The sequence below is a fragment of the Buttiauxella brennerae ATCC 51605 genome, assembly GCF_001654925.1.
Lineage (GTDB): Bacteria > Pseudomonadota > Gammaproteobacteria > Enterobacterales > Enterobacteriaceae > Buttiauxella > Buttiauxella brennerae.
The window spans coordinates 228613-246157 of record NZ_LXER01000029.1; the positions used below are offsets into that span (position 1 = coordinate 228613).

20 protein-coding genes are annotated in these 17545 nt (G+C 50.1%); 6 read left to right on the forward strand and 14 right to left on the reverse strand.

All coding sequences use genetic code 11. From position 1 onward, the window contains the following. Positions 1–32: 32 nt before the first annotated feature. The 11 genes from nanQ to zapE form a co-directional block, all read right to left on the reverse strand. Positions 33–500, reverse strand: coding sequence for an N-acetylneuraminate anomerase (nanQ, locus tag M975_RS16640; protein WP_064561018.1), 468 nt, complete (start codon positions 498–500; stop codon positions 33–35). Continuing rightward, the gene (nanK, locus tag M975_RS16645) at positions 497–1372 is read right to left on the reverse strand and encodes an N-acetylmannosamine kinase (RefSeq protein ID WP_064561019.1); all 876 of its coding nucleotides are present in this window, start codon (positions 1370–1372) and stop codon (positions 497–499) included. Before nanK ends, nanQ begins: the two co-directional genes overlap by 4 nt. Beyond that, a complete protein-coding gene (locus M975_RS16650; RefSeq protein ID WP_064561020.1) occupies positions 1369–2058 on the reverse strand; it encodes an N-acetylmannosamine-6-phosphate 2-epimerase in 690 nt (229 codons plus the stop codon). The genes nanK and M975_RS16650 overlap by 4 nt, the downstream gene beginning before the upstream one ends. A 1-nt stretch (position 2059) precedes the next feature. Beyond that, on the reverse strand, positions 2060–3544 hold the full coding sequence (locus M975_RS16655; protein ID WP_064561021.1) for an MFS transporter: 1485 nt from the start codon (positions 3542–3544) through the stop codon (positions 2060–2062). An 86-nt stretch (positions 3545–3630) separates the two neighbouring features. Further along, positions 3631–4530, reverse strand: coding sequence for an N-acetylneuraminate lyase (gene nanA, locus M975_RS16660; RefSeq protein WP_064561022.1), 900 nt, complete (start codon positions 4528–4530; stop codon positions 3631–3633). A 181-nt stretch (positions 4531–4711) separates the two neighbouring features. Beyond that, positions 4712–5494: a transcriptional regulator NanR gene (locus M975_RS16665; protein WP_064543077.1), complete on the reverse strand. Its 783-nt coding sequence runs from the start codon at positions 5492–5494 to the stop codon at positions 4712–4714. Between the two features lie 164 nt (positions 5495–5658). Beyond that, a complete protein-coding gene (gene sspB / locus M975_RS16670; protein WP_064561023.1) occupies positions 5659–6156 on the reverse strand; it encodes a ClpXP protease specificity-enhancing factor in 498 nt (165 codons plus the stop codon). A gap of 3 nt (positions 6157–6159) precedes the next feature. After that, positions 6160–6801 (reverse strand): stringent starvation protein SspA, encoded by a 642-nt coding sequence (gene sspA / locus M975_RS16675; RefSeq protein WP_064561024.1) that lies wholly within the window; start codon positions 6799–6801, stop codon positions 6160–6162. Positions 6802–7121: 320 nt separating this feature from the next. After that, positions 7122–7514, reverse strand: a complete 393-nt coding sequence (rpsI, locus tag M975_RS16680) for a 30S ribosomal protein S9 (protein WP_034459799.1) — start codon at positions 7512–7514, stop codon at positions 7122–7124. A gap of 14 nt (positions 7515–7528) precedes the next feature. After that, a complete protein-coding gene (gene rplM, locus M975_RS16685) occupies positions 7529–7957 on the reverse strand; it encodes a 50S ribosomal protein L13 (protein ID WP_064514126.1) in 429 nt (142 codons plus the stop codon). Positions 7958–8206: 249 nt separating this feature from the next. Next, complete coding sequence (gene zapE / locus M975_RS16690) at positions 8207–9325, reverse strand: cell division protein ZapE (protein WP_064561025.1); 1119 nt, start codon at positions 9323–9325, stop codon at positions 8207–8209. 180 nt (positions 9326–9505) lie between these two features. On the opposite strand from zapE, the gene zapG reads away from it, so the two are divergent. From zapG to degS, 3 genes are all read left to right on the forward strand, one after another. Then, positions 9506–9907: a Z-ring associated protein ZapG gene (gene zapG, locus M975_RS16695; RefSeq protein WP_034459804.1), complete on the forward strand. Its 402-nt coding sequence runs from the start codon at positions 9506–9508 to the stop codon at positions 9905–9907. Positions 9908–10214: 307 nt separating this feature from the next. Beyond that, positions 10215–11585 carry a serine endoprotease DegQ gene (gene degQ / locus M975_RS16700; RefSeq protein ID WP_064561026.1) on the forward strand — a complete coding sequence of 457 codons (1371 nt, stop codon included), beginning with the start codon at positions 10215–10217 and terminating at the stop codon, positions 11583–11585. Between the two features lie 86 nt (positions 11586–11671). Beyond that, a complete protein-coding gene (degS, locus tag M975_RS16705) occupies positions 11672–12739 on the forward strand; it encodes an outer membrane-stress sensor serine endopeptidase DegS (RefSeq protein ID WP_064561027.1) in 1068 nt (355 codons plus the stop codon). A gap of 69 nt (positions 12740–12808) precedes the next feature. Here the strand turns inward: degS and mdh are convergent, their stop codons facing one another. Further along, a complete protein-coding gene (gene mdh, locus M975_RS16710; RefSeq protein WP_064561028.1) occupies positions 12809–13747 on the reverse strand; it encodes a malate dehydrogenase in 939 nt (312 codons plus the stop codon). A 434-nt stretch (positions 13748–14181) separates the two neighbouring features. On the opposite strand from mdh, the gene argR reads away from it, so the two are divergent. The 3 genes from argR (at position 14182) to yhcN (M975_RS16725) (ending at position 15683) form a co-directional block, all read left to right on the forward strand. Further along, on the forward strand, positions 14182–14652 hold the full coding sequence (gene argR, locus M975_RS16715; protein WP_034459812.1) for a transcriptional regulator ArgR: 471 nt from the start codon (positions 14182–14184) through the stop codon (positions 14650–14652). A gap of 385 nt (positions 14653–15037) precedes the next feature. Beyond that, positions 15038–15301: a peroxide/acid stress response protein YhcN gene (yhcN, locus tag M975_RS16720; protein WP_064561091.1), complete on the forward strand. Its 264-nt coding sequence runs from the start codon at positions 15038–15040 to the stop codon at positions 15299–15301. 115 nt (positions 15302–15416) lie between these two features. After that, complete coding sequence (yhcN, locus tag M975_RS16725) at positions 15417–15683, forward strand: peroxide/acid stress response protein YhcN (RefSeq protein WP_064561029.1); 267 nt, start codon at positions 15417–15419, stop codon at positions 15681–15683. Positions 15684–15752: 69 nt separating this feature from the next. Here yhcN (M975_RS16725) and M975_RS16730 read toward each other — a convergent pair whose 3' ends face one another. After that, positions 15753–16025: a barstar family protein gene (locus tag M975_RS16730; RefSeq protein WP_064561030.1), complete on the reverse strand. Its 273-nt coding sequence runs from the start codon at positions 16023–16025 to the stop codon at positions 15753–15755. Between the two features lie 30 nt (positions 16026–16055). Then, complete coding sequence (locus M975_RS16735; RefSeq protein ID WP_064561031.1) at positions 16056–17510, reverse strand: NAD-dependent succinate-semialdehyde dehydrogenase; 1455 nt, start codon at positions 17508–17510, stop codon at positions 16056–16058. Between the last annotated feature and the right edge of the window lie 35 nt (positions 17511–17545).

Below are 17545 nucleotides of genomic sequence, written 5' to 3' on the forward strand. Positions count from 1 at the left end.
AAGCCCGGTGATGTTCATATCACCGGGCTTTTTTATGCTTCGAGCGCGCTGCGATGCAGTTTGACAACCACTTTCTTGATAGGCTCCGCGTGCGTAACCACACATCCAGGCTTATGGGGTTCCAGCGGCATAAATACGGCAAACTGACCGGGATGGAGTGTTAGCACCTGTTGCTTATCAATACGGTTGCAAAGCTGGTAATCCTCTTCCGCATGAAATTCCTCACACTCACGCGCACTCTCAAAATTCCCATAGAAAATCCTTTCCGTCCCTTCCAGTAACACTTGAATATCGATGTATTCCCGATGTTGTTCCGCTTTCTTCTCATCGGCATGCTGGGTGGCAAACGCCATGACGTTCATAAACAGCGTCTCGCCTTGCAGAACGTACTTCCCCGACTCCTTAAGCTGCGGCTGTTCGGCTAACGCAACACGAAGTGCATTCAGAATGGCTGCGGGTAAACCTGCGGCTTCTGGCTGATAAATATCTCCGGCGATCATGGCATGGCTTCCTGTGCTAAACGTGCAGCCCCTAGCAGGCCCGCGTTGTGTTGATAATGCGCGGCGAAAAGCTGCGGGTGATAGATATCCGGCTCCTGGCCGAGAAACTCTTTAACCAACGGCAAATAGCCAGCAGCAAGCCCGACACTGCCGCCAATCACCACACACTGGCAATCGGTAGCCGCTTTGATATCAGCAATCAGCCGCGCCAGGGTCTGCGCGGAACGTTGTACCAGAGCATTCGCCTGGGGATCGCCTTGAGCTGCACGAGCAAAAATCGTTTTCGTATCACAACCTGCCAGCTTCCCTTGTGCCGCAGCAGCGATGCCCCGCCCGGATGCGATAGCCTCCACGCATCCTCTGCGCCCACAGCCGCAACGCGGCCCGTTTGGATCGGCAAGCGTATGACCCAGGTGCCCTGCTAATCCTCCTGCGCCAACCAGCAGATGGCCATTGCTCACAATCCCACCACCCACTCCTGTCGACACCGTCAAAAACACCATATCGCGGGCTTCTACTGTAAGTGCGTGATACTCCGCCCACGCCGCCGCCTGCGCATCATTCACAGCGATACAGGGTAAATGGGTCAAACGAGTCAGCACCTCGACCAGCGGAAAATGCGCCAGCCCACCCAGGTTATCCGGGTTAATAGCCGTCAAAGCACCATTTTCGATAATGCCGGTGGAAGCAATAGCAACGCGCTGCGCACTGAACGCCAGCGGAGCAACGAGTTCTGTAAGACAGGCCTGTAAAGCATCGGGATTTTGGCCGGCTTGCGTCATCACCTCCCGCCTTTCGATGATATTCAGTTCGCTATCCACCAGGGCTGCGGCCAGTTTTGTGCCACCGAGATCTATCGCAAGCGTTGTCATTTAACCGCCTTTGTCAGCGCATCCTGATACCACTGGCAAATGTGCTCCAGACGCGTAATGGCAGAGCCAACGGTCACCGCCCATGCACCATGCTTCATAGCCTGCGCCGCCCATTCTGGCGAGTTATAACGGCCTTCTGCAATGACACGACAACCTTCATCGCTTAACGCCCGCACTAACGCAAGGTCAGGCTCATTGGGCGTGTGTGCCGTTAGATAACCAGACAGCGTGGTGCCTATCAGTTCAGCCCCCTGCCGCTGGCAATAGAAACCGTCCTGAACCGAAGAACAATCTGCCATCGCCAACAAATCGTGTTGATGAATACGTGCCAACAGTTCACTGACTGGCACCGGGCGCACCCGATCGGTGCCATCAAAAGCGATGATATTCGCCCCGGCTTGCGCCAGGGCATCAACATCTTCGAGAAATGGCGTAATTCGCACCGGCGAATCGGGAAGATCGCGTTTGATAATGCCGATAATCGGCAGTGAAACTAGCGCCCGCGTGGCTTTCAGATTCTCTATACCTTCGATACGTAGCGCGACAGCACCCGCTTGTTCCGCCGCAAGCGCCATAGCCGCAACGATTTCAGGCTTATCAAGTGGGCTTGCAGGAACCGGCTGGCAGGAGACAATCAGGCCGCCTGCCACTTCTATCTGCCGGGACATTTTTTCAATCAGTGACATATCAGTTCCCTATCAATTTAGTCTTGTGGCTACCCGAAACGACCGCCCCACTGAATGGTTTGCCGTCAATGGCGTCGTGAGTACGTACCGCTTCTGGATGGATCCAACGCTGGATACGTGATGGCATATCCAGGCCAATCAACAGGATGACCACAAACGTCAGGCTGAACGACAGTGATGCCAGCGCCGTCCCTAAATCAAGGCGCTGAGCGATAGTCGCGCCAATCACCGGAGCCAGTGCGCCACCGAGCGCGCCGACGTTATAGGTAAAGCCAAGACCTGCGGCACGCTGTTCGGTATCGAAATAACCGCCGATAAGCTTAGGCAATATTCCCGAAATCCCCTGCCCCAACATTTGTTGTAAGAACAGCAGCAGGCCCAGCACCCAAATGTTGCCGCCACCAATTGCGAATACCGGAATAATTAGCAGTTGTGATGCCAGCAGGCTGCAGACATAGGCTTTGCGCGTCCCTAGCCAGTCGCCCAGGAAGCCACCCACACAGCAGCCGACTGCGGCACCAAATCCACTAAAGAACAGAACATGAGCCACCGTTGCAGGGTCGTAGGCCAGTTCAGTTTTCAGATAAGTGGGCAGTAACGCCTGAATCGGCCAGGAGTAGAGGAAGGCGAAGAACACGACGATCATCAACGTGACACCTGTCGGCCAGCGTTTGCCACTACTTTGCACCATAAAGCTAATGAAGATGGCCGCACAAATCAGGCCGAGAACTGCAATCAGTAGTGCATTGCCAAGGTTACCGGCAAAGCAGAAGTAAAGTGCCGCTGCGACGACTATCGTCAGGCCAATATTGATAAGCCGGTGTTCGCCGCGATACAGAATATCCACCATGGTTTTGGTTGGCTTTTTATCGGCAAACTTCTCTTTCCAGTCTTCTGCTTCGGGGATATTTTTACGCAGCCAGAGCGCGAAAATAATGGGTAAAATGCCGATGAAGAACAGTGCACGCCAGCCCCAGACAGGCACCACTACGCTATACACTTGAGCGGCGATTACCGCCCCAACAGAAAAGCCGGAGATCAGAAAACCACTCGCTTTATTCCGCATCTGCTTCGGCCAGCTTTCGATAACATAAGTAGCGCTTGAACCGTACTCACCCGCCATTCCCATGCCAATCAGCAGTCGGGCAAAGAACATGGTGGTAAAACCTGGGGCAAAACCGCAGGCCAGCGTGCCGAAAGAAAACAGCACGATACTGGTGATCATCGCCAGTTTGCGGCCATAGCGGTCGCCCATTGCCCCTAAAACCAGGCCACCAAACCAGCGCGAGATAAATGCAGCCGAGATTAAACTCGCGGCCTGAATGGTCGTCAGGCCAAATTCACTCTGAATTTCAGTCAGTACTAACGCTATTAAGACAAAATCAAAACCATCCAGTAAGTAGCCAATCCAGGCTGCCGAAAACGCTTTCCATTGCGGTTTGGTAAGATGGCGATACCACGGGATCTGTTGGGTAGTGTTATTCATAAAGCACTCCCGGTGCGGGTTTGTGAAAACCCGCCCATTGGTTAGATTAGGTATTAGCGATACTGGCGTTCAGCATCATTTATTATTCAGAACGTTGCACGCTCGCTCTGCAGCTGTTTTGCCAGCGCTTTCAGCTCCGGCAGATATTGCTCATCAACCGGGGAAAACGGCTTACGGCACAGCGGTACCGCTACCACATCCATATAGTGCAGCAGGGTTTTCAGTCCACGGAAAACGCCCACTTTGATCAACAGATCAATGACTTTATTACATTCGCTTTGTAGATGGCTTGCGCGCTGCATATCCCCTTCGAGCACCGCTTGCTTGATGGCGAGGTAACGCCAGCCCATCACGTTGTAAGTGCTACCAATGCCGCCATCGGCACCTGCCACAAGGCCTGATGCGAAGATCTCGTCATAACCGTTATAGAGCACCAGATCAGGATGTGCACGGCGGATCTGCTCCATCTGATAAAGATCGCCGGAGGTTTGTTTTAATGCGCCCACTCCCGGCAAGTTGATAAGAGTACCAATCTGCTCAAGCGTCAGTTTCACGCCACTCAACGCAGGGATGTTGTAAACCACCATCGGCAAACCGCCGGATGAATCAATCACGGCGCGGTAATGGTCGCAATGTTCGTTAAAGCTGAATGGGTAGTAGAAAGGTGTCACTGCGGAGACGGCATCAAATCCGTAACGGTGTGCAGCACTCGCCAGCGCCTGGCTTTCATGGGTGCTGATACTACCGACATGGGCAATTAAGGTCACTTTACCTTTAGCCTCTTCCGCGACGATTTCCAGCACCTGTTCACGTTCCTGTGAACTTTGCAGGAAGGCTTCCCCGGTTGAGCCGCCGACGTAAAGGCCATCAACCCCCTGCTCAATATTGAAACGAACCAGGCGCCGTAAGCTTTCGGTGTCTATCTGCTGTTGCTGATTAAATGGAGTAAGCAGTGCGGGCATCACACCGCGAAGATTCTGTTTCATAAATGCCTCTGTGTTGTCTGGTTTCTGGAGTTAACGATATACCTTTATACCTGTTATACCAGATCAAAAACTAAACACCACAGCGCGGAGAGCTAAGAATGCGATCCTGTTCATACGAAATTATGATGGGTATGCAGACGTTACCGGCAAAGACGTGCGCGGGATCGCAGATTAATGCAGGTTATTTTTTCGCTGTGCGTTTGCGTGGTGCGGGATAGTAAGAGGCAAATACACTTTTCAGGTGCGCTTTCAGGGCTGCGTCAGCCGCATCAGGATCACGAGCCTGGATCGCGTTATAGATGTCGATATGCTGTTGGTAGCTAACCGTATTGTGGGCGAGAAGAACATCCTGCGAAACCGCGGGACGCGCGGCAATCAGCCAATCGAGCAATGCGACATGCACCGCCATGAAGATCGGGTTATTGGGGATCTCGGCCAGCTCGCGGTGGAATTCAATATCGGATCGAATAAACAGATCGTTGTCATCCAGCGCCTGATTGTTCATCTCCAGCGCTTTTCCAAGACGGGCGATTTGCTCATCTGTGGCAAATTCCGCAGCGTAGCGGACCAGGCTTGATTCAAAGAACATGCGCAGTTGCTCGAAGTGCGCAATGCCGCCAGGCCGTGCGAGGAAGTCTTTCGCGACGCCAGATAACTCACCAATTATGGTGTCTGCGGAAGGGCGCGAAACGCGGGCACGTTCGCCATTACTGATTTGCACCAGCCCTTTGCGTTTGAGCGCAGCCAGTGCTTCACGCACCGAAGGGCGACCAACATTGAAAAAAGCCATCAGTTCACGTTCAGAAGGCAACTGCTCACCTTCGGCAAACTCACGTCGGCGAATCATCTGCTCGAGCTCTTCTTCCACCATTTCTGAGAGTTTTTTACGCGCAAGCGGGCGACGTCGCATCGTATGGCCGATGGTTTCAGTCGTCTCAGGTGGCTGCTCGTCAAATGTGCTCATCGCGTCAGAATTGGCCGTTTAATGGAAGGAAGATCGCAAATAATATTGTCGAATCATAACACAGCAATTCGTGGCTGACGTAAAGATGCCGTCCGCATGTTTATTTTAGGCAAGAAAAAGCCAGTCATCAGACTGGCTTTCGATTCCCGATTAACGCTCGCGAGTTACTTCACTACGCGCAGAGCTGGACGTCCACCACGTGGAGGTGGCTCGTCATCCGGACCGTTGTCATCTTCATCATGATCGGGGCGTGAGCCGTCGATCACTTGCATGACCATTTCTGAATCAGACGGCAACTGCTCAATATTGTTATGACTTTCACCATCTTCGTCATAGTTGGCTTCTGGCTCGAACATGGTGCCAGCACCATTTTCTCGAGCATAGATAGCCAGAACCGCAGCCATAGGAACAAATACCTGGCGTGGAACGCCACCGAAGCGCGCATTAAAGCGCACATCGCTGTTGGACAATTCCAGGTTTCCTACAGCACGTGGGGCAATATTCAGGACAATTTGCCCGTCACGCGCATATTCCATCGGTACATGCACGCCTGGCAATGTCACATCCACCACCAGGTGCGGAGTGAGCTGGTTATCCAATAACCACTCGTAAAAAGCACGGAGCAGATATGGACGACGTGGTGACAATTGCGACATATCCATCAATTAGCCCCGGGTCTGCAGACGCATTTCGCGCTCAGGTTCGGTCAGAGAAGCCAGGAATGAATCTCGTTCAAATACGCGAGTCATGTAGCCTTTCATCTCTTTAGAACCCGCGCCTGTCAGCTCGATACCCATTTGTGGCAAACGCCACAGCAGAGGTGCCAGGTAGCAATCTACCAGACTGAACTCATCACTCAGGAAGAAAGGTTTCTGAGTAAATACAGGTGCGATTGCCAGCAACTCTTCACGCAATTGCTTACGTGCAGCGTCAGCTTCTTGAGCAGAACCACTCATCACGATATGCATCAGGGAGTACCAGTCTTTCTGGATACGATGCATGTACAGGCGACTTTCACCACGTGCAACCGGGTAAACCGGCATTAATGGTGGGTGCGGGAAACGCTCATCAAGATATTCCATGATGATGCGGGATTCCCACAGGGTAAGTTCGCGGTCAACCAGGGTCGGTACGCTGTGATTTGGGTTGAGGTCAATCAGATCCTGAGGCAGGTTATCCGTTTCCACATGCTCAATTTCAACGCTAACACCTTTTTCAGCCAGGACGATACGAACCTGGTGGCTATAGATGTCAGTAGGACCGGAAAACAGCGTCATCACCGAACGTTTGTTGGCAGCGACAGCCATGAAAACCTCCAAGTTTATCAGAAAATTACTGCTAATAGCCGCAAGCGGCAACTAACCTGACCGTTTGATACCCAACGACGCCGTAACACCATCAGTTGCCAGAAAACGAGGCGAAAACAAACTGATGCCGACATGCGGGCAGAAAATTGTTTGATAGTTTACCAGATTTTACGGGTTTTGTGGGGGATGGATCTGGGATTAGCCTGAAAAGCCAGTACTATCATAATGTTAGCATCAATAAATATAATTTTCAGGCATAAAAAAACCCGGTACAGGACCGGGTTTTTTCGCAAATTGTATTCTGCAAAAGCAGAGGACAATTAACGTTTGGAGAACTGAGGACGACGACGTGCTTTACGCAGACCGACTTTCTTACGTTCAACTTCACGAGCATCACGAGTAACGAAACCAGCTTTACGCAGTTCGCCACGCAGGGACTCGTCGTACTCCATCAGAGCGCGGGTGATACCGTGACGGATCGCACCAGCCTGACCAGAAGTACCACCACCTTTAACAGTGATGTACAGATCGAATTTCTCAACCATATCAACCAATTCCAGCGGCTGACGAACTACCATGCGGGCAGTTTCACGACCGAAGTACTGTTCCAGAGAACGTTGGTTGATGATGATTTTACCGCTGCCCGGTTTGATAAAAACGCGAGCTGCAGAACTTTTGCGGCGACCAGTGCCGTAGTATTGATTTTCAGCCATTGCCATAATCCCGATTAAATGTCCAGAACTTGCGGTTGCTGTGCCGCGTGGTTGTGCTCGGTGCCCGCGTAAACTTTCAGTTTACGGAACATAGCACGGCCCAGCGGGCCCTTTGGCAGCATGCCTTTAACCGCGATTTCAATCACACGCTCAGGATGGCGAGCAATCATCTCTTCAAAGGTCGCTTGTTTGATACCACCGACGTAGCCGGTGTGGCGGTAATACACTTTGTCAGTACGCTTGTTGCCGGTTACAGCAACTTTTTCTGCGTTCAGAACGATGATGTAATCACCAGTATCAACGTGCGGAGTGTATTCCGCTTTGTGCTTACCGCGCAGACGGCTAGCCAATTCAGTAGCCAGACGACCTAAGGTCTTACCGTCAGCGTCAACAACGAACCAGTCGCGCTGTACGGTTTCTGGTTTAGCTGTAAAAGTTTTCATTAAAAGCTTACCCAATATATAGTTACACGTAGGTGTTCACCCAAACGTTTAAAATCAGTTCAAGGTTCACACGACAAAGTCCGGCAAACCTACCCCTTCGAATAGCCAATGCCAGCACGACCAAGTTTCGGGAAAAAAACTTTGGTTGTAACGTGGGGTCGCAAGATTATAGGGAAGTCGCCCCTAAAGGTCGAACCTTTTTGTCGTTTTTGTCTCACTTTATAGTCAGCCTCAGCTGCGCATTGCCGTTTAAGGCATATGTTGCAACCGCAAATATTCTTCACTTTGCATTTCCTGCAGGCGCGACAGGCAGCGCTGGAACTCAAAGCGCAGCCTTTCCCCCTGGTAAATCTCAAACAGCGAAACTTGTGCTGAAACCACTAATTTAACGTGGCGTTCGTAAAACTCATCGACCAGTGCAATGAATCGTCGCGCTTCATTTTCATTGCGAGTGTTCATGACTGGCACGTTAAACAACATCACGGTATGAAAGAGGCGTGATAGTGCAATGTAATCATGCTGGCTACGGGCATCAACGCACAGGGTATTAAAATCTACCGCCAGCGTCTGATTCACCAGGCCGAGCGTCGCAAGCGGGCGGTGGTTAATCTCCAGTACCGGCTCGCCTTCCCTAACAGCCCCGGCAAGTGCTGCATAGAGTTTTTCCATCTGCCGCGCGGTTTCGTCGTTTAACGGCGAAAGCCAGAGATGAGCTTGAGTCAGGGTTCTTAAACGGTAATCAATACCTGCATCCACGTTCATCACTTCACAATGGCGCTTGATGGCTTCAATCGCAGGGATAAATCGCGGCCTCTGCAAACCATTACGGTACAGCTCATCTGGCGGGATATTTGACGTCGCCACCAGCGTAATTCCGCGTGCGAAAAGTGCCTGCATTAATGTGCCAAGCAGCATTGCATCGGTGATATCCGACACAAAAAACTCATCAAAACAGAGAATATCCGTTTGAGCTTTGAAGCGGTCGGCAATCAACTCTAGCGGATCGGTTTGCCCTTGCAGATCGGCCAGCTCCTCATGAACCCGCAACATGAAACGATGGAAATGCAGCCGCAGCTTGCGCTCACCAGGCAGACTCTGAAAAAACATGTCCATCAGCCAGGTTTTCCCTCGCCCTACTCCACCCCACATATATAAGCCACGGGCGGGTTCCTGATTTGCACAAGCGCTGCGTTTACCAAAGAGTTTGCCGAAGAAACCAACATTTGCGGGCGCAGCAGGCATTTGGCTGCTTAATGCCTGCCAGATAGCATCGAGCCGGGCCACGGCCTCACGCTGAACGTCATCAGGTTGATAACTGCCTTCAGCCAGGGCTTGTTGGTAGCGCAATGCAGGGGAGAGATTTTGCATGGTATTATGGTATTCCCTTAAAAATCGGATTGCCGTTTACTTAGTACTCAAAAAAGGACGGTTGTCGAAAAAAAGGCCGTTCTACCCTAAGCGATGCTGCGTCAGGATTCCACTTCTCTTAGGTTAACGGTTATAGTGGCTACATTACCCTACGGAAACACAATACAACGGGAGAAGTTCATGACCTGGGAATATGCGCTAATTGGGTTAGTTGTTGGCATCATCGTTGGTGCTGTTGCTATGCGTTTTGGCAACCGCAAGCTGCGTCAGCAGCAGGCTATGCAGTATGAGATTGAGAAAAACAAAGCAGAGCTTGAAGAGTATCGTGAAGAGTTAGTCAGCCATTTTGCACGTAGTGCGGAGTTGCTGGATAACATGGCTCACGACTACCGCCAGCTTTATCAGCACATGGCAAAAAGCTCCAGCAGTCTGTTGCCTGAAATGTCAGCGGAGGCGAATCCATTCCGCAACCGCCTTGCTGAGTCCGAAGCCAGCAACGATCAGGCACCGGTGCAAATGCCGCGTGACTACTCTGATGGTGCATCTGGTTTGCTGCGTACCGAGCGCGCAAAACGCGATTAATCACAAATTTAGAATTTTATTCCGGGGTACAACTTTTGTACCCCGATCTCTCTTCAGCACAGCTATCATTTACTAATATCACTTCACTCTATAACAACATTGTTACCCGGTTGATATTTCAATAACATCGGAGTGTCATACTCTTCAAATTTCGAGTGACAGGTAGGCGGTAAGGGAGTGAATCCCAGGGAACCTACTAGAGTCAGTGGCGGAGCGTGCGAGCGCAACCAACATCTCTGCGGCTTGAAAGATGACAAGTGTATCGGGTTTTCCTTTTCCAGGTTCAGGTCACGAGAGCAAGCCATCAATGAAGAAAAAAACACTGTTATTGAGTGCATTAGCGATAAGCGTTGGACTAACGTTCGGTATTGCATCGCAGGTCAATGCGGCGATTCCAGCACAAGTTCCGGGCCAGTCCGCGATTCCAAGCCTTGCGCCAATGCTGGAAAAAGTATTGCCCGCCGTGGTTAGCGTTCAGGTTGAAGGCACTGCCGCTGCACCGACTCAGAAAGTCCCGGAAGAATTTAAAAAGTTCTTTGGCGATGATATGCCGCCATCTGAAGCACAGCCGTTTGAAGGCCTGGGTTCTGGCGTCATCATTAATGCTGAGAAAGGCTATGTACTGACCAATAATCACGTCATCAGCCATGCTGAGAAGATCAGTGTGCAACTTAATGATGGCCGTGAGTTTGATGCCAAATTGATTGGTGGCGATGATCAAAGTGATATTGCGCTGATTCAAATCCAGAATGCGAGCGGCCTGACACAAATCGCCGTAGCTGATTCCGACAAACTGCGCGTGGGCGATTTTGCCGTGGCCGTGGGTAACCCATTCGGTCTTGGGCAAACGGCAACATCAGGGATTGTCTCGGCATTAGGCCGCAGCGGCCTTAACCTTGAAGGGCTGGAAAACTTTATCCAGACTGATGCCTCGATTAACCGTGGTAACTCTGGCGGCGCCTTGCTGAACCTTAATGGCGAGCTTATCGGCATTAACACCGCCATCCTTGCACCAGGCGGCGGTAGCGTCGGTATCGGCTTTGCCATTCCAAGCAACATGGCACAGACCCTGGCCAAACAGCTGATGGAGTTTGGTGAGATTAAACGCGGTTTGCTCGGCATTAAAGGCACTGAAATGAGTGCTGATATTGCCAAAGCCTTTAACCTGACCACCCAACGCGGCGCGTTTGTTAGCGAAGTCCTGCCACAATCCGGTTCAGCTAAAGCAGGCATAAAAGCCGGTGATGTGATTACCAGCCTGAATGGTAAGCCTCTTAATAGCTTTGCGGAATTGCGCGCTAAAATCGCCACCACGGAGCCTGGAACCGTGGTGAAACTTGGTTTACTGCGCGACGGGAAGCCACTGGAAGTCAGCGTTACGCTTGATAAGAGCACCGCTGCATCTGCTAACGCCGAGCTGATTATGCCAGCCTTGCAAGGGGCAACCTTAAGCGATGGTCAGCTTAAAGATGGCACGAAAGGCATCAAACTCGACAGCGTTGAGAAAGGCACCCCAGCAGCACAAGCCGGGCTGCACAAAGATGATTTCATTATTGGCGTGAACCGCGAGCGAGTCTCAAGCATTGCTGAGATGCGTAAAGTTCTGGAAACCAAACCAGACGTGATTGCGTTGCACGTGGCGCGTGGCGAAGAGAGCATCTACCTGTTAGTTCGCTAATCTGTTCAGTAATCGGACATCGCTATACGATGTCCGATTAACTCATGCTATTCTGCTTCCGGCTTATTATTAACTAATTCAAATCCATGTTTCTTAAGATATTACGTTCGGTGGTAATCGGTCTGATTGTGGCTGGAATGTTGCTGGTAGCATTACCAACATTACGCCAGAAAATCGTCCCGTTAGCGCCTTCGAAGTTTGACAGTGCCGATGAAACACCGCTGAGCTACAACTCCGCGGTGCGACGCGCTGCGCCAGCAGTAGTGAATGTGTATAACCGCAGCGTGGGTAACAATTCGCAAAATCAGCTAGAAATCAAAACGCTGGGTTCTGGTGTCATCATGGACGAACGCGGATACATCATTACCAACAAACACGTCATCAATGATGCTGAGCAAATTATCGTTGCCTTGCAGGATGGGCGTGTATTTGAAGCGTTGCTGGTCGGTTCAGACAGCCTCACCGATTTAGCTGTTCTGAAGATCAATGCGACCAATCTTCCTGTTATCCCTATCAACAATAAGCGCGTGCCGCATATTGGTGATGTCGTCATGGCGATTGGTAACCCGTATAACCTCGGGCAGACCATTACACAAGGGATCATCAGTGCTACGGGGCGGATTGGCCTTAGCCCTTCAGGTCGCCAGTCTTTCCTGCAAACCGACGCTTCAATCAACCATGGCAATTCCGGTGGCGCGTTGGTTAACTCGCTAGGTGAACTTATGGGCATCAACACTCTGTCGTTTGATAAAAGTAACGATGGTGAAACGCCGGAAGGTATCGGCTTTGCGATCCCGACCCAGCTTTCCACTAAAATCATGGATAAGTTAATCCGAGATGGCCGCGTGATTCGTGGTTACATTGGTATTGGCGGGCGTGAGATAACGCCATTACATGGCCCGGCCACCGGTATTGACCAGATTCAGGGCATCATTGTTAATGAAGTCACCCCTGACGGCCCAGCTGCAAAAGCCGGTCTTCTGGTTAACGACGTGATTATTTCGGTCAACCATAAACCAGCCATCTCCGCGTTGGGAACAATGGACCAGGTAGCGGAAATTCGCCCGGGTTCAGTTATCCCGGTTGAAGTCATGCGTGATGATAAGAAGCTGACGCTACAAGTAACGATTCAGGAATATCCCGCCACAAATTGATAAACGTTGAATCGCAGGCAATAAAAAACCGGAACTCAGTTCCGGTTTTTTATTTATGAAGCCTGGTGCTTACTTGTTAACGAACTCTTCACCAAGGGTAATATCTTTCTTCAGGGTATCCAGCATACCTTCCAGTGCCTGGTGCTCAAACGCACTCAGTTTGCCGTAAGATTTGTGCTCTTCAATACCATTTTTACCCAGCAGTAACGGCTGAGAGAAGAAACGAGCGTGCTCGCCGTTGCCTTCTACATACGCACATTCAACAACATTGCTTTCGCCCTGCAGTGCACGTACCAGAGAAAGACCAAAACGTGCAGCAGCCTGACCCATTGACAGAGTTGCGGATCCGCCACCTGCCTTCGCTTCCACAACTTCAGTACCTGCGTTCTGGATACGTTTGGTCAGATCAGCAACTTCTTGCTCGGTGAAGCTTACGCCTGGGATCTGAGACAGCAATGGCAGAATAGTCACACCAGAGTGGCCGCCAATGACAGGCACTTCGATATCAGTCGGCTGTTTGCCTTTCAGTTCCGCAACAAAGGTGTTGGAGCGGATGATGTCCAGCGTGGTTACGCCAAACAGTTTGTTTTTGTCGTACACGCCTGCTTTTTTCAGCACTTCAGCTGCAATCGCAACGGTAGTATTCACAGGGTTTGTGATAATACCGATACAGGCTTTCGGGCAAGTTTTAGCAATCTGTTGAACCAGATTCTTCACGATTCCCGCGTTGACGTTAAACAGGTCAGAACGATCCATACCTGGTTTACGAGCGACACCGGCTGAGATCAGCACCACATCCGCACCAACCAGTGCAGGGGTTGCATCTTCACCGCAGAAACCTTTGATTTTCACATCAGTAGGGATATGGCTCAAATCAACTGCAACACCTGGGGTTACCGGTGCAATATCATACAGGGAGAGTTCTGAGCCTGAAGGCAGTTGGGTCTTGAGTAGAAGGGCAAGCGCCTGGCCGATTCCGCCTGCTGCGCCGAGGACTGCAACTTTCATCCTAAACTCCTTATTATGGTTAGCAAATAGGTGCCGTAACTCCATGCGGTGGCGACCATAATCCAGAGAAGGGGTAATTACAATCTTCCCGCTTAAGGTTTGCGAAGTTACGCAATCCTGAAACGTTACTGCTGCATTTACTCGCCGGGTGGAAACGACGCCTGAGCGCCCGGTCACTACCTGATGTTGTCACATCAACAGGCGGTTACATTACCCCTCCCCTCGCAGCAAAACAACATCATTTTGATAACATTTGGTTTACTTACAGACTTATTTTAGAGACGTGACGAAGGCATGTTTCTCAATAACAAAATTTGATAAAATCAGCCTCTTTCATAACATTATTTCAGGCTAACACCCAGCCATTGATTTGCATAAAAATTCATTTAAATGCATAATAATGTTATCTTTGTTGACCTGTATATGGGTGATCTATGCGTATTTCCTCAAAACAAGAAGAATTAGTCAAAGCATTCAAAGCATTATTGAAAGAAGAAAAATTCAGTTCTCAAGGCGAGATTGTCCATGCTTTGCAAAATGAAGGCTTCGAAAACATTAACCAATCTAAAGTCTCGCGCATGCTGACGAAGTTTGGTGCGGTGCGTACGCGTAATGCCAAGATGGAGATGGTGTATTGCCTGCCAGCTGAGTTAGGTGTGCCAACCACATCAAGCCCACTCAAAAATCTGGTGCTGGATATTGATTACAACGATGCCGTTGTCGTTATCCATACAAGTCCTGGCGCTGCACAGTTGATTGCACGCTTGCTGGACTCTTTAGGTAAAGCAGAAGGGATCCTCGGCACCATCGCCGGAGATGACACTATCTTTACTACCCCAGCAAAAGACTTCACGGTTAAAGAGCTTTATGAAGCGATTCTGGTGCTCTTTGAACAAGAGCTGTAAGCATTAATACCCTGTTCCCGCTGTCATCGCATGGCGGGAATGACATCCTGATAACATCCTTATCCTTCCTTATACCTGTCTGTAAATTCCACTCGTAACATCCCAGGCGAGCTTAAAAGCCGAATCCATCAGCCCGTTATGTGATGCACCGCACAAAAAGTCAAAGTCTGACATCTCATTGTTTTTACTTATATTTAACAAAAAAATAGCAATAAAAGACCATTTTTAATAACTTTACGAACTAACGAAAGCCTCTATTATTGTAAAGTTTCATAGAGAATAATTAGCGTGGTATTAATTTTCCAGGTTATTAGTGTATACTTGATTTTGTGATGAGGGTCACGGAATGATGACCCAAACAAAAGAATACGACGAGGTAAAAATTATGAACATGAAAACAACATTAGTTACTGCAAGCCTGCTTTCCATGCTGTCATTCGGCGCATTTGCCGCAACATCTATCAATGCTGATCAGGCGCAAGACCGTCAGGCAATGGGTACCGTTTCGGTAAGCCAGGTAGGTAGTGCACCGATGGACATGCACCAAATGCTGAATGAAAAAGCTGAAGCGAAAGGTGCTTCTTCATACCGCATCGTTGAAGCACGTTCCGGTGATGCATGGCATGCAACTGCTGAGCTGTACAAATAACAGCCCGGTAGCAATAAGCAAAAGCAATACAACGATAATCCAGACAACGGCCCCAAGAACAATAAAGCAGTTTAGCCCTTCCGGTCGTTGAGAAAACTATTCAGGAGTAAAGATTATGAAAACCAAATTAACTATCGCAGCACTGAGCCTTTTCTCTGTTATCTCTTTCGGCGCTAACGCAGCCGCACATCAGGTAACCAGCGAACAAGCACAAAACATGCAATCTATGGGTAGCATTTCTGTCAGCCAGGTTGGCAGTGCACCAATGGATATGCGTCAGGAATTATCACAGAAAGCGACTAAAGAAGGTGCATCGGCATATCGCATTACCGAAGCACGTAGTGGCGATGCATGGCACGCTACCGCTGAACTGTATAAATAAACCCTCGTCGTCAAATTCTGACGACTTTGCCCCCGCTCGCGGGGGCTTTTTTATGCCTTTAAATCAGCCTTAGCCACGCACGTTAAAGCGTAACTGCCCTTCCAGTTCTTCTTCTGCTTCGTCAAAGAGCAAAATCAAAGCCCCGTAACGTCGCCTTTGCATTTCTGGCAGATGAACAAACTCGATCTCCGCCGGGAGCGGTAATGTGCCCCCAACGACTACATCCCACAAGCTATCGAGATCGTGAATCTGTTTTTTCTCGAGTTGAAATGCCTGGGTAAAGTGACGATAGAATCCAGGCTGGTCTTCTATCTGACTAAAATCAAAGGTGTATTTTTTCATTACTTGCCACCTTAACCAGAACGAATTGTTCTACAGACCGCCAATGTGCAGGGTTTTGACTTCCAGAAACTCATCCAGCCCCAATACGGAACCTTCCCTGCCAAGCCCTGACTCTTTCACGCCGCCAAACGGCCCCAGTTCAGTCGAAACGGCACATTCGTTAATCCCTATCATCCCACTTTCAAGTGCCTGAGAGACACGGAACACGCGTGACAAATTCTGAGTATAGAAGTAGGCGGCCAAACCAAATGGCGTATTGTTCGCCCGCTCAATCACCTCCTCTTCGGTTTTGAATCGGAAACAGGCTGCCAGCGGGCCAAAAGTTTCTTCCTGTGCCAGTTTCATGTTGTCATTAGCATCGACAATCACCGTAGGTTGCCAGAAATTACCACCCAACTCATGACTCTTGCCTCCCACCAGCACGTTGCCGCCCTTCGCCTGTGCATCTTCAACATGCTCACGGACTTTATCGACTGCAGATTTCTCAATCAGTGGACCAACAATGACGCCCTCTTCCATGCCATTCCCTACTTTCAGGGCTTTGACCGCATCTGCCAGCTTATTAACAAACTGATCGTAGACAGTATCCTGAATGAAGAAGCGGTTAACACTGACGCACACCTGCCCGGCGTTACGGAATTTGTTGGCAATCGCACCTTTCACAGCTTCATCAATATCGGCATCATCAAAGACGATATACGGCGCGTTACCGCCTAATTCCATAGAGACTTTTTTCATGGTTTCCGCGGCATTACGCACCAGCGTTTTGCCAACGGCAGTGGAACCGGTAAACGAAATCTTCCGTACTTCATGGCTCGCCATAATCGCGTCGCTGATTTCTTGCGTATTACCGGCTACAGCATTAAGCACGCCATCAGGAACGCCCGCTTTTTTCGCCAGCGCCAGTAAAGCAAATGCCGATAGCGGCGTGTTATTAGCAGGCTTTATGATTCCGGTACAGCCCGCGGCGAGGGCCGGGCCGAGTTTGCGAGTCAGCATCGCCATCGGGAAATTCCACGGCGTTATAGCGGCAACAACACCTATCGGTTCACGGGTGGCGAGAATCCGCGACCCCGGTTTGATGGCGGGAATAATTTCACCGTTTGCCCGTTTTGCCTGCTCTGCAAACCACTGAATAAAACTCGCGGCGTACTCAACTTCCCCTTCCGCCTCTTTCAGCGGTTTACCTTGTTCGGTGGTCATTAAGCGACCAAGCCAGCTTTTGTTCTCAATAATCAGCTGGAACCAGCGGTAGAGAATCGTTGAACGTTCTTTGGCGGTTTTTGCACGCCAGGCCGGGAATGCTTTAGCGGCAGCGGCGATAGCTTCTTCAGCCTCTTTTTTGCCGGCTTTTGCGACTTTGGCGACAACTTCACCCGTTGCAGGGTTAAGTACATCGAAGGTTTGATTGAGTTTGCGCCATTCTCCATTGACCAGATAACCAGTGTTGAATAATTCACTATCCTGGAGTGCCTGATTTGTCATAGTTTTCTCCTGTGATGAATTGGGCATCTGGTAAG

What these genes read in the sequence shown, in the direction of transcription:
- mdh (WP_064561028.1), bottom strand. Translation starts at nt 13,747, where the DNA reads ATGAAAGTTGCAGTCCTCGGCGCAGCAGGCGGAATCGGCCAGGCGCTT.
- yhcN (WP_064561091.1), top strand. Translation starts at nt 15,038, where the DNA reads ATGAACATGAAAACAACATTAGTTACTGCAAGCCTGCTTTCCATGCTG.
- nanA (WP_064561022.1), bottom strand. Translation starts at nt 4,530, where the DNA reads ATGAAACAGAATCTTCGCGGTGTGATGCCCGCACTGCTTACTCCATTT.
- degS (WP_064561027.1), top strand. Translation starts at nt 11,672, where the DNA reads ATGTTTCTTAAGATATTACGTTCGGTGGTAATCGGTCTGATTGTGGCT.
- sspA (WP_064561024.1), bottom strand. Translation starts at nt 6,801, where the DNA reads ATGGCTGTCGCTGCCAACAAACGTTCGGTGATGACGCTGTTTTCCGGT.
- nanK (WP_064561019.1), bottom strand. Translation starts at nt 1,372, where the DNA reads ATGACAACGCTTGCGATAGATCTCGGTGGCACAAAACTGGCCGCAGCC.
- argR (WP_034459812.1), top strand. Translation starts at nt 14,182, where the DNA reads ATGCGTATTTCCTCAAAACAAGAAGAATTAGTCAAAGCATTCAAAGCA.
- sspB (WP_064561023.1), bottom strand. Translation starts at nt 6,156, where the DNA reads ATGGATATGTCGCAATTGTCACCACGTCGTCCATATCTGCTCCGTGCT.
- rplM (WP_064514126.1), bottom strand. Translation starts at nt 7,957, where the DNA reads ATGAAAACTTTTACAGCTAAACCAGAAACCGTACAGCGCGACTGGTTC.
- M975_RS16735 (WP_064561031.1), bottom strand. Translation starts at nt 17,510, where the DNA reads ATGACAAATCAGGCACTCCAGGATAGTGAATTATTCAACACTGGTTAT.
- nanQ (WP_064561018.1), bottom strand. Translation starts at nt 500, where the DNA reads ATGATCGCCGGAGATATTTATCAGCCAGAAGCCGCAGGTTTACCCGCA.
- M975_RS16665 (WP_064543077.1), bottom strand. Translation starts at nt 5,494, where the DNA reads ATGAGCACATTTGACGAGCAGCCACCTGAGACGACTGAAACCATCGGC.
- rpsI (WP_034459799.1), bottom strand. Translation starts at nt 7,514, where the DNA reads ATGGCTGAAAATCAATACTACGGCACTGGTCGCCGCAAAAGTTCTGCA.
- M975_RS16730 (WP_064561030.1), bottom strand. Translation starts at nt 16,025, where the DNA reads ATGAAAAAATACACCTTTGATTTTAGTCAGATAGAAGACCAGCCTGGA.
- degQ (WP_064561026.1), top strand. Translation starts at nt 10,215, where the DNA reads ATGAAGAAAAAAACACTGTTATTGAGTGCATTAGCGATAAGCGTTGGA.
- zapG (WP_034459804.1), top strand. Translation starts at nt 9,506, where the DNA reads ATGACCTGGGAATATGCGCTAATTGGGTTAGTTGTTGGCATCATCGTT.
- M975_RS16655 (WP_064561021.1), bottom strand. Translation starts at nt 3,544, where the DNA reads ATGAATAACACTACCCAACAGATCCCGTGGTATCGCCATCTTACCAAA.
- yhcN (WP_064561029.1), top strand. Translation starts at nt 15,417, where the DNA reads ATGAAAACCAAATTAACTATCGCAGCACTGAGCCTTTTCTCTGTTATC.
- M975_RS16650 (WP_064561020.1), bottom strand. Translation starts at nt 2,058, where the DNA reads ATGTCACTGATTGAAAAAATGTCCCGGCAGATAGAAGTGGCAGGCGGC.
- zapE (WP_064561025.1), bottom strand. Translation starts at nt 9,325, where the DNA reads ATGCAAAATCTCTCCCCTGCATTGCGCTACCAACAAGCCCTGGCTGAA.